The sequence below is a fragment of the Mycobacterium sp. genome (assembly GCF_019243155.1).
In the GTDB taxonomy this organism is placed as follows: Bacteria; Actinomycetota; Actinomycetes; order Mycobacteriales; family Mycobacteriaceae; genus Mycobacterium.
In genome coordinates, this window is the sequence record NZ_JAFAUS010000474.1 from 1 (window position 1) to 8,031 (window position 8,031).

Here is an 8,031-nt window from a genome sequence, read left to right on the forward strand (position 1 = left end):
CACCCCGTCAGGGGTCCACATCACGTTGCCGCTCCACAGATCGCCGTGCAGCCGGGCGGGCGGATCGTCGTCGTCGAAGTCGCCCGCACGACAGCGTGCCGCGACCGAGTCGACCGCGGACCGGGTCGACGCATCCAGCCCCGCCGCGAGCTCGGCCATCGGCGCCAGCCGCTCCTGGGCGTAAAAGCCGCCCCAGCGTTTATGCCGCCGCAGCGACATCGGCAGTGGCTGCGACAGCGGTCCGAAGAACCCCGGCCCGTCCCAGCCGTCGGGCCCTGCGCCGAACTCCGGTGCACCGGCGTCATGCGTCACGGCCAGCCGGCCGCCGAACACGCGAGCGGCCTCGGGGCCCGGTGCCGCCGACTCGAGCCGCTGCAGGGTCAAGCTCGTGTCATCTACGCAAACGACCCGCGCGCACGGCACACCGCCGTCGACGCTCGCGAGCCATCGCAGCCCGGCGGCTTCACAGGCGAAGAAACCGGCGGGTGCGCCGGAGTGACTTTTGACGAAATCCGTCACGCAGTGACGTGCGCGGCGTGCACGTCGTCAGCCGGGCGGGCCTCGGTCTGCTCCTTGGCCCAGCGGTAGTCCGGTTTGCCGGCGGGCGAGCGCTTCACCTCGTCGACCAGCCAAAGGCTGCGCGGCACTTTGTATCCCGCGATCTCGGAGCGAACGAATCCGTCCAAGTCGGACAGCGACGGCCGCGACCCCGGCCGGGCCTGCACGACGGCGGCCACGTGCTGGCCGTAACGCGGGTCGGGCACGCCGACCACCAGGGCGTCGAAGACGTCAGGGTGGGCTTTGAGCGCGGCCTCGACCTCTTCGGGGTAGATCTTCTCGCCGCCGCTGTTGATCGAGACGGAGCCGCGGCCGAGCATCGTGACGGTGCCGTCCTCCTCGACCGTCGCGAAGTCGCCGGGGATGGCGTAACGGACGCCGTTGATCGTCTTGAAGGTCTCGGCGGTCTTCTTCTCGTCCTTGTAGTAGCCGACGGGGATGTTGCCCTTCTTGGCGATGAAGCCACGCACGCCCGAGCCGGGCGTCACCTCGTTGCCGTCGTCGTCCAGGACGACGGTGCGGTGGTCGATCGTCACGCGCGGACCGCCGCTGTGCGGCGCGTCCTTGGCGACGATGCTGGTGCCGCCAAACCCGGTCTCCGAGGAGCCAATTGAGTCGGTGATGACGCGGTTGGGCAGCAGCTCGAGCAGCTTCTCCTTGATGCTCGGCGAGAACAGTGCCGCGGTGCTGGCGAGCAGGAACAGCGACGACAGGTCGTATTCGTTGCCGGCATCCTGGTGGGCGAGCAGCGCATCGAGCAGCGGCCGAGCCATCGCGTCACCGGTGAAGAACAGCAGGTTGACCTTGTGGTCGTGAATCGCGCGCCACACCTCGTCGGCGTTGAATTCCGGTGCGAGCACGGTGGTTTGACCGGAGAAGATCGACATCCAGGTGGCCGACTGCGTGGCGCCGTGGATCATCGGCGGAATCGGGTAGCGGATCATCGGGGGGTTGGCGGCGGCGGCCTTGGCCAGGTCGTACTCGTCCTTGACGAATTCGCCCGTCGCGAAGTCCGTTCCGCCGAAGAGCACGCGGTAGATGTCCTCGTGGCGCCACATCACGCCCTTCGGGAAACCGGTCGTGCCGCCGGTGTAGAGCAGGTAGATGTCGTCGGCGCTGCGCTCGCCGAAGTCGCGCTCGGGTGAGCCCTCCGCGATCGCGGAGTAGAACTCGACACCGCCGTACCGGCCGAAATCGTCGTCGCTGCCGTCCTCGACGACCAGGACGGTCTTGACGTTGGGCGTGTCCGGAAGCACGTTGGCGACGCGGTCGGCGTACTGACGCTCGTGGACCACCGCGACCATGTCGGAGTTGTCGAACAGGTAGCGGAGCTCGCCCTCGACGTAGCGATAGTTGACGTTGACCAGGATGGCGCCGGCCTTGACGATGCCGAGCATCGCGATGACGATCTCGATGCGGTTGCGGCAATACAGGCCGACCTTGTCGTCCTTCTTGACGCCGTGATCGATGAGGTAGTGCGCAAGGCGGTTGGCCTTCTCCTCGAGTTCGGCGTAGGTCAACTGCTCGTCGCCGGAGATGAGGGCGACACGGTCAGGCACAGCGTCAATGGCGTGCTCGGCGAGATCGGCAATATTCAGGGCCACGGCCACCAAATTAGAACGTGTTACATTTCCTGACAAGTTCGTGCTCAACGTCGAGGGAAAGGCGATAGCCGTGGCCGAAGCTCCAGCAAACGAACAGTCGGGCCCCGATGAACCAGACGCACTGGTTGAACAGCGCGGTCACACGCTCATCGTCACGCTGAACCGGCCGCACGCGCGCAACGCGCTGAGCACCGAAATGATGGAAATCATGGTCCAGGCCTGGGACCGCGTCGACAACGATCCAGACATCCGGTGCTGCATCCTGACCGGCGCCGGTGGCTACTTCTGCGCCGGCATGGACCTCAAGGCAGCAACCAAAAAACCGCCGGGAGAGTCCTTCAAGGATGGCAGCTACGACCCGTCACGCATCGACGCGTTGCTGAAGGGGCGGCGGCTGACCAAACCGCTGATTGCGGCCGTCGAAGGCCCCGCGATCGCCGGCGGCACCGAGATCCTGCAGGGCACCGACATCCGCATCGCCGGCGAAAGCGCCAAGTTCGGCATCTCGGAGGCCAAGTGGAGCCTGTACCCGATGGGCGGCTCCGCCGTCCGCCTGGTGCGCCAGATTCCCTACACGGTCGCGTGCGACCTGCTGCTGACCGGCCGCCACATCACCGCCGCGGAGGCCAAGGAGATGGGTCTGATCGGGTACCTGGTGCCCGACGGGCAGGCCCTGACCAAGGCGCTGGAAATCGCCAAGCTGATCGAGAACAACGGCCCGCTGGCCGTGCAGGCGATCCTGCGGGCGATCCGCGAGACCGAGGGCATGAACGAGAACGAGGCCTTCAAGATCGACACCCAGATCGGCATCAAGGTGTTCCTGTCCGACGACGCCAAGGAAGGCCCGCGGGCGTTCGCCGAGAAGCGCAAGCCCAACTTCCAGAACAAGTAAGGCTGGATCGCGAGGGTAACGCCACTGCTGAATTCTCAACGATTTTCCGCAGTGGCGTTGCGCTCGGCGCAAGTCCGGGGTCAGCCGAGTAGCGGCGCGGTGGGGGTGAACACTACCGGCATCTCTTCCAGACCGCTGACGAAGTTCGCCGGACGCAGCGGCAGCGACGAGTCGTCCTCGGCCAGCCGCAGATCCGGCAGGCGCTTCAGCACCCGCTCGGTCATCATGGACAGCTCCAGACGGGCCAGCTGGTTACCCAGGCAGAAGTGGGTACCGAAGCCAAACGCCATGTGGCTGTTCGGGTTTCGCCGGATGTCGAAGTTGTCGGGGTCTTCGAACACCGTTTCGTCGAAGTTGCCCGACTCGAACAGCAGCATGACCTTCTCGCCCTCACGCATCTGCGTGCCGTGAAAGTCGGTGTCGGCGGTCAATATTCGGCACATGTTCTTCACCGGCGACGTCCAGCGCAGCATCTCTTCGATCGCGCCAGGCAGCAACGACGGGTCACGCCCCACAGCGTTCCACTGGTCGCGGTGACGCAACACCTGCTCGATCCCGCCGCTCAGGGTGTGGCGCGTCGTCTCGTCGCCCCCGATGAGGATCAGCAGTGTCTCCATGACGATCTCGTCGTCGGACATCCGCTGCCCGTCGACCTCGGCGTTGACCAGGATGGAGAACAGATCATCGGTCGGTTCGGCGCGCCGCTTGGTGATGATCTCCATCGTGAAGGCGGTGTACGCGGCGAACGCACCCATCACTTTCTGGGCCACCTCCGAGGTCGGGTCGATGTGCGAGCTCAACCCGCAGACCAGGTCGTCCGACCACTGCAGCAATTTGCTTCGTTCTTGCGGCAGCACGCCGAGCATGTCGCCGATCACCGCCATCGGCAGTGGCGCGGCGATGTCGCGGACGAAGTCACACTCGCCCCGCTCGCACACGGCGTCGATCAAAGCGTCGCAGAGCCGCCCGATCGACGGCTCCTTCTCCTTGACCCGCTTGCGGGTGAAGCCGGCGTTGACGAGCTTGCGCCGCACCAGGTGTGCCGGGTCGTCCATGTCGATCATGTAGGGCATGCCGGGCTGGTCGGGACGGATTCCGCCGGTGCTGGAGAACAACTCCGGATTGCGCTCGGCGTCGAGGATGGCTTGGTAGGTCGTCGCACCGGCCAGCCCGTTGCAATCCCGAAACACCGGCTGGTTGGCGCGCATCCACCGATACGCCTCGCGCGAGGTCGGTCGGTCGGCGTAGAAGTTGCCGTCGGTGAGATCGATGTTGCGGATCGAGTCGGGAATGGTCCCTTTTCCAATAACGGTCATGAGATCTCCTGCGCGTCGCCGAATGTCATTTGTACGTGGTCAGTGGAGCTGGACAGCATCGCGCGCTTCGGAAGACCAAGCGACGCCAATTCTTTCGCATAGGGGTGATCACCCAGCCTGATGCGCACTCCGCCGAATCGGGTGCGCACGCCGTCCAGCGTGTGCTCGAAGGCGGTCTCGCGGGTGACCCCGTCGCGGTGCGAGTAGCTGCGCTGCACCTGCTCTCGCGGCGTGAGCCGGATCGGCAGACCGCGGCGAAACTCCATGCCGATTACCAGTTGCCCGTCTATCGCGCAGTCGAACGCGAACTGACGACCTTCTCGAACGGTGAAGTCCGCCATCACTTTCGGGTAACCCCAGATCTTGGTGCCTGCTTCCAGGGTGAATTCCTGGTCGACGGGCAGGTGGTGGATGAAGGCGCCGGCCGACGCCAAGGCGCGCGGACCGCTCGCACTCGACCCGGGTGGGTTGACCATGACGCTGGTGCCGAATTCGTAGTACCGGCCGAGGTCGCCGTCGATGTAGTGCATCAGCATCAGGACCGCGAGTGCACGCCCAGGAAGAAAGCGGCAGACCCGCAAGCCGCTGTAGTCGATCAGGTGTTGTGCGGCGTCGGCGTCGACCGAGAACATCGCCATGTGCTGCTCGGCCCTGCGGATCCGCACAGGCATCGTGATCACCGTGCCCGCGATGGTGTGCTGCGAGGCTGTCATCCGGTCAATTTAGAACGTGTTCTAAGCGGAGGCAAGCAGCGGTCAGATCAGGGACGCCACCTCTTGGACCTGCTCCGTATTGCGACCGGACACCACCATCGTGGTCACACCAGCGGCTTCCCAGACCTTGATCTGCTTACGCACGTAGTCCAGATCGCCGACGATCGCGGCGTCGTCGACCACCTCATCGGGGATGATTTCGGCGGCCTTGTCCTTCTTGTCGGACCGGAACAGAGCGGTCACTTCGTCGACCACCTCCGCGTAGCCCATCCGCCGGTAGACGTCGGCATGGAAGTTGGTGTCCTCGGCGCCCATGCCGCCCATGTAGAGGGCGAGGTAGGGCTTCATGGCCGCGAAGGCGGCGCTGCGGTCGTCGGTGATGACAATGTTGGCGGTCGCGCAGATCTCGAAGTCCTCGCGGGAACGACGGGCGCCGGGCCGCGAGAACCCTTCGTCGAGCCATTCGTTGTACATGTCGGCCAGTCGCGGGGTGTAGAAGATGGGCAGCCAGCCGTCGCAGATCTCAGCGGCCAGCGCCACGTTCTTCGGCCCTTCGGCGCCCAGGAAGATCGGGATGTCGGCGCGCAGCGGATGAGTGATGGGCTTGAGCGGCTTGCCCAGGCCCGTAACCGGTCGCCGGGCCCCGTCCTTCAAAGGCAGCGGGTAGTGGGGGCCGGCGCTGGTCACGGGCTTCTCCCGGGCCCACACCTGCCTGATGATGTCGATGTATTCGCGGGTGCGGGCCAACGGCTTGGGGAACGATTGGCCGTACCAGCCCTCGACCACCTGCGGGCCGGAGACGCCGAGCCCGAGGATGTGCCGTCCGCCGCTGAGGTGGTCGAGCGTCAGGGCGGCCATCGCGCATGCCGTCGGGGTGCGCGCGGAGAGCTGGACGACCGAGGTGCCCAGCCGCACGCGGGAGGTCGACGAACCCCACCAGGCCAGCGGCGTGTAGGCGTCGGATCCCCATGCCTCGGCGGTGAAGACGGAGTCGAATCCCGCTGCCTCCGCGGCTGCCACGAGTTCCGCATGGTTCTCCGGCGGCCGAGCGCCCCAATATCCCAGCTGCAATCCCAGCTTCATTTCTGCGCCCTTCCCACCTAGACCGGACCCGATATTGAAACGATTCTTAGAACCTGTTCTACTCGATGGCGTGACAGCCAGCTCGAGCAGCCCGACCTTGATTAATAATCCTGAGCCACCGCTCTCCGCGCCACTAACGTTGTCCTTCGACTACACCCGTTCGGTCGGCCCCACGCTAGGCAAGTTCTTCACCGCCTTGCGTGAGCGCCACATCCTCGGGGTGCGCGGATCCGATGGCCGCGTGCATGTCCCGCCGGCGGAATATGACCCGGTTACCTATGAGCCGCTGGGCGAGATGGTACCGGTATCCAGCGTCGGCACCGTCGTGTCTTGGACATGGCAGCCCGACCCGATCGAGGGCCAGCCGCTGGACCGGCCGTTCGCGTGGGCGCTGATCAAGCTCGACGGCGCGGACACCCCGATGATGCACGCGGTGGATGCGGGTGAGCCGAAGGCGATCCGCAGCGGAACCCGGGTGCACGCGCACTGGGCCGACGAGACGGTCGGGGCCATCACCGACATCGCGTACTTCGCACTCGGTGACGAAGCCGAGCCGGTGACGGAACAATCTGCGGGCGAACAAGATCCGGTGACCATGATCGTCACGCCGATCTCGCTGACCATTCAGCACACCGCCTCGCACGAGGAGAGCGCATACCTGCGCGCCATCGCCGAGGGCAAGCTGCTGGGCGCCCGGACGGGCGAGAAGGGAAAGGTTTACTTCCCGCCGCACGGCGCCGACCCGGCAACCGGCCATCCCACAACCGATTTCGTCGAACTGCCCGATAAGGGCACGGTGACGACGTTCGCGATCATCAACATCCCGTTCCAGGGTCAGCGCATCAAGCCGCCGTACGTGGCGGCCTACGTGCTGCTGGACGGTTCCGACATTCCGTTCCTGCACCTGGTCGCCGACATCGACGCGCACGACGTGCGGATGGGGATGCGCGTCGAGGCGGTCTGGAAACCTCGCGACGAGTGGGGTTTTGGGATCGACAACATCGAGTACTTCCGGCCGACAGGGGAACCCGACGCCGAATACGACACCTACAAGCACCACCTGTAAAGGGTTTACTTGCAATGAGCGAACGCAACGTTGCGGTTGTCGGCTTTGCCCACGCCCCGCACGTACGCCGCACCGACGGCACCACCAACGGCGTGGAGATGTTGATTCCATGCTTCCACCAGCTCTATGAGGAGCTCGGGATCAACCAGGCCGACATCGGCTTCTGGTGCTCCGGTTCGTCCGATTACCTTGCCGGACGGGCATTTTCGTTCATCTCGGCGATCGACTCGATCGGTGCGGTTCCGCCTATCAACGAGTCGCACGTCGAGATGGACGCGGCCTGGGCCCTCTACGAGGCCTACATCAAGATCTTGACCGGCGAGGTGGACACCGCGTTGGTGTACGGCTTCGGCAAGTCCTCGGCCGGGATTCTGCGCCAGATCCTTTCGCGCCAGACCGACCCCTACACCGTCGCGCCGCTGTGGCCGGATTCGGTGTCGATGGCGGGACTGCAGGCCCGCCTCGGGCTCGACTCCGGCAAGTGGACCGAAGAGCAGATGGCGCGCGTGGCATTCGACTCCTGGGCGAACGCCCGCCGGGTGGACCGGGTGGAGCCGGCGATCAGCGTCGGGGAATTGCTCGAACGGCCGTTCTTCGCGGATCCGTTACGGCGCCACGACATCGCGCCGATCACCGACGGCGCCGCCGTGATCGTGCTCGCGGCCGGCGACCGGGCGCGCGAGCTGCGCGAAAACCCGGCCTGGATCACCGGAATTGAGCACCGCATCGAGTCGCCGGCGCTGGGCGTTCGCGACCTCACCGAGTCCGAGTCCACGAAGGCCGCGGCCCACGTCGCCCT

8 protein-coding genes are annotated in these 8,031 nt (G+C 65.7%); 3 read left to right on the plus strand and 5 right to left on the minus strand.

Going from position 1 to position 8,031, the window contains the following annotated elements; translation table 11 throughout:
* Together JOZ00_RS23905 and JOZ00_RS23910 are read right to left on the minus strand one after the other, a co-directional pair.
* Positions 1-519 (minus strand): fructosamine kinase family protein (locus JOZ00_RS23905; protein WP_293349078.1); only part of this gene is annotated, 519 nt, incomplete at its 3' end.
* A complete protein-coding gene (locus tag JOZ00_RS23910; RefSeq protein WP_293349083.1) occupies positions 516-2,168 on the minus strand; it encodes an acyl-CoA synthetase in 1,653 nt (550 codons plus the stop codon). The genes JOZ00_RS23905 and JOZ00_RS23910, both read right to left, overlap by 4 nt.
* 64 nt (positions 2,169-2,232) lie before the next feature.
* Between JOZ00_RS23910 and JOZ00_RS23915 the strand changes: the two genes are divergently transcribed.
* Positions 2,233-3,054: a crotonase/enoyl-CoA hydratase family protein gene (locus tag JOZ00_RS23915; protein WP_293349086.1), complete on the plus strand. Its 822-nt coding sequence runs from the start codon at positions 2,233-2,235 to the stop codon at positions 3,052-3,054.
* 80 nt (positions 3,055-3,134) lie between these two features.
* Here the strand turns inward: JOZ00_RS23915 and JOZ00_RS23920 are convergent, their stop codons facing one another.
* The 3 genes from JOZ00_RS23920 to JOZ00_RS23930 are packed head-to-tail and all read right to left on the minus strand — an operon-like array spanning position 3,135 to position 6,166.
* Positions 3,135-4,370, minus strand: a complete 1,236-nt coding sequence (locus JOZ00_RS23920; protein ID WP_293349089.1) for a cytochrome P450 — start codon at positions 4,368-4,370, stop codon at positions 3,135-3,137.
* Positions 4,367-5,083: an acetoacetate decarboxylase family protein gene (locus tag JOZ00_RS23925; RefSeq protein WP_293349092.1), complete on the minus strand. Its 717-nt coding sequence runs from the start codon at positions 5,081-5,083 to the stop codon at positions 4,367-4,369. Before JOZ00_RS23925 ends, JOZ00_RS23920 begins: the two co-directional genes overlap by 4 nt.
* 42 nt (positions 5,084-5,125) lie before the next feature.
* Positions 5,126-6,166, minus strand: coding sequence for an LLM class F420-dependent oxidoreductase (locus JOZ00_RS23930; protein WP_293349095.1), 1,041 nt, complete (start codon positions 6,164-6,166; stop codon positions 5,126-5,128).
* A 70-nt stretch (positions 6,167-6,236) separates the two neighbouring features.
* On the opposite strand from JOZ00_RS23930, the gene JOZ00_RS23935 reads away from it, so the two are divergent.
* Positions 6,237-7,232: an OB-fold nucleic acid binding domain-containing protein gene (locus JOZ00_RS23935; protein ID WP_293349098.1), complete on the plus strand. Its 996-nt coding sequence runs from the start codon at positions 6,237-6,239 to the stop codon at positions 7,230-7,232.
* Positions 7,233-7,246: 14 nt separating this feature from the next.
* A partial coding sequence (locus JOZ00_RS23940; protein ID WP_293349101.1) for a thiolase domain-containing protein occupies positions 7,247-8,031 on the plus strand: 785 nt, incomplete at its 3' end.

Coding starts and splice junctions, on each gene's coding strand:
- JOZ00_RS23920 (WP_293349089.1), bottom strand. CDS start 4,370: ATGACCGTTATTGGAAAAGGGACCATTCCCGACTCGATCCGCAACATC.
- JOZ00_RS23930 (WP_293349095.1), bottom strand. CDS start 6,166: ATGAAGCTGGGATTGCAGCTGGGATATTGGGGCGCTCGGCCGCCGGAG.
- JOZ00_RS23925 (WP_293349092.1), bottom strand. CDS start 5,083: ATGACAGCCTCGCAGCACACCATCGCGGGCACGGTGATCACGATGCCT.